This is a genomic window from Acinetobacter sp. YH12058, from assembly GCF_013419805.1.
GTDB lineage: Bacteria > Pseudomonadota > Gammaproteobacteria > Pseudomonadales > Moraxellaceae > Acinetobacter > Acinetobacter towneri.
In genome coordinates, this window is sequence record NZ_VOZL01000049.1 from 1 (window position 1) to 2,776 (window position 2,776).

Consider the following 2,776-nt stretch of genomic DNA (forward strand, 5'->3'; position numbering starts at 1 on the left):
CTTAAGGTAGGTATCGTATGATGAATACATAGTCATACGAAGCGAACGCGGGGAAGTGAAACATCTCAGTACCCGTAGGAAAAGAAATCAATTGAGATTCCCTCAGTAGCGGCGAGCGAAAGGGGAAAAGCCCATTAAGTTATGTGTGTTTTAGTGGAATGCTCTGGGAAGTGCAACCATAGTGGGTGATAGTCCTGTACACGAAAGGGCACACATAATGATGACGAGTAGGGCGAGGCACGTGAAACCTTGTCTGAATATGGGGGGACCATCCTCCAAGGCTAAATACTCCTGACTGACCGATAGTGAACCAGTACCGTGAGGGAAAGGCGAAAAGAACCCCTGTGAGGGGAGTGAAATAGATCCTGAAACCGCATGCATACAAGCAGTGGGAGCCAACTTGTTTGGTGACTGCGTACCTTTTGTATAATGGGTCAGCGACTTATATTCAGTAGCGAGGTTAACCGAATAGGGGAGCCGTAGAGAAATCGAGTCTTAATAGGGCGTATAGTTGCTGGGTATAGACCCGAAACCGGGTGATCTATCCATGAGCAGGTTGAAGGTTGGGTAACACTAACTGGAGGACCGAACCCACTGTCGTTGAAAAGCCAGGGGATGACTTGTGGATAGGGGTGAAAGGCTAATCAAACTCGGTGATAGCTGGTTCTCCCCGAAAGCTATTTAGGTAGCGCCTCGGACGAATACCATTGGGGGTAGAGCACTGTTTCGGCTAGGGGGTCATCCCGACTTACCAAACCGATGCAAACTCCGAATACCAATGAGTACTATCCGGGAGACAGACTGCGGGTGCTAACGTCCGTAGTCAAGAGGAAAACAATCCAGACCGCCAGCTAAGGCCCCAAAATCATAGTTAAGTGGGAAACGATGTGGGAAGGCATAGACAGCTAGGAGGTTGGCTTAGAAGCAGCCACCCTTTAAAGAAAGCGTAATAGCTCACTAGTCGAGTCGGCCTGCGCGGAAGATGTAACGGGGCTAAAACTATGTGCCGAAGCTGCGGATTTGACATTAGTCAAGTGGTAGGGGAGCGTTCTGTAAGCCGAAGAAGGTGGATTGAGAAGTCTGCTGGAGGTATCAGAAGTGCGAATGCTGACGTGAGTAACGACAAAACGGGTGAAAAACCCGTTCGCTGAAAGACCAAGGGTTCCAGTCCAACGTTAATCGGGGCTGGGTGAGTCGACCCCTAAGGCGAGGCCGAGAGGCGTAGTCGATGGGAAATTGGTTAATATTCCAATACTTCAGTGTAATGCGATGAGAGGACGGAGAAGGTTAAGTCAGCCTGGCGTTGGTTGTCCAGGTGAAAGGAAGTAGGCATGCATCTTAGGCAAATCCGGGGTGCTCTATGCTGAGATCTGATAGCAAGCTGTACTTGTACAGTGAAGTGGCTGATACCCTGCTTCCAGGAAAAGTCTCTAAGCTTCAGTTACACTGGAATCGTACCCGAAACCGACACAGGTGGTCAGGTCGAGTAGACCAAAGCGCTTGAGAGAACTCTGCTGAAGGAACTAGGCAAAATGGTACCGTAACTTCGGGAGAAGGTACGCTGTTGATGGTGATAGGACTCGCTCCTTGAGCTGTCGACAGCCTCAGAAACCAGGCCGCTGCAACTGTTTATTAAAAACATAGCACTCTGCAAACACGAAAGTGGACGTATAGGGTGTGATGCCTGCCCGGTGCTGGAAGGTTAATTGATGGGGTTAGCGTAAGCGAAGCTCTTGATCGAAGCCCCAGTAAACGGCGGCCGTAACTATAACGGTCCTAAGGTAGCGAAATTCCTTGTCGGGTAAGTTCCGACCTGCACGAATGGCATAATGATGGCGGCGCTGTCTCCAGCAGAGGCTCAGTGAAATCGAATTCGCCGTGAAGATGCGGTGTACCCGCGGCTAGACGGAAAGACCCCGTGAACCTTTACTGCAGCTTGACATTGAACTTTGACCTTACTTGTGTAGGATAGGTGGGAGGCTTTGAAACTTGGACGCTAGTCCGAGTGGAGCCGTCCTTGAAATACCACCCTGGTAATGTTGAGGTTCTAACTCTGTCCCGTTATCCGGGACGAGGACCATGTCTGGTGGGTAGTTTGACTGGGGCGGTCTCCTCCTAAAGAGTAACGGAGGAGTACGAAGGTGCGCTCAGCGTGGTCGGAAATCACGCGTAGAGTATAAAGGCAAAAGCGCGCTTAACTGCGAGACCCACAAGTCGAGCAGGTACGAAAGTAGGTCTTAGTGATCCGGTGGTTCTGTATGGAAGGGCCATCGCTCAACGGATAAAAGGTACTCTGGGGATAACAGGCTGATACCGCCCAAGAGTTCATATCGACGGCGGTGTTTGGCACCTCGATGTCGGCTCATCTCATCCTGGGGCTGAAGCAGGTCCCAAGGGTATGGCTGTTCGCCATTTAAAGAGGTACGCGAGCTGGGTTTAGAACGTCGTGAGACAGTTCGGTCCCTATCTACCGTGGGCGCTGGAAATTTGAGAGGATCTGCTCCTAGTACGAGAGGACCAGAGTGGACGAACCTCTGGTGTACCGGTTGTGACGCCAGTCGCATCGCCGGGTAGCTATGTTCGGAAGGGATAACCGCTGAAAGCATCTAAGCGGGAAGCCTACCTCAAGATAAGATTTCCCCGAGGCTTTATGCCTCCTAAAGAGCCGTTGAAGACTACGACGTTGATAGGTTGGATGTGGAAGCATAGCGATATGTGAAGCTGACCAATACTAATTGCTCGTGAGGCTTGACTATACAACACCCAAACAGTTGGG

General features: G+C 50.8%; 1 rRNA gene. It reads left to right on the plus strand.

The features are described from left to right. Positions 1-2,756: ribosomal RNA gene (locus FTU09_RS13535) — 23S ribosomal RNA — on the plus strand; the annotation flags it as partial. Between the last annotated feature and the right edge of the window lie 20 nt (positions 2,757-2,776).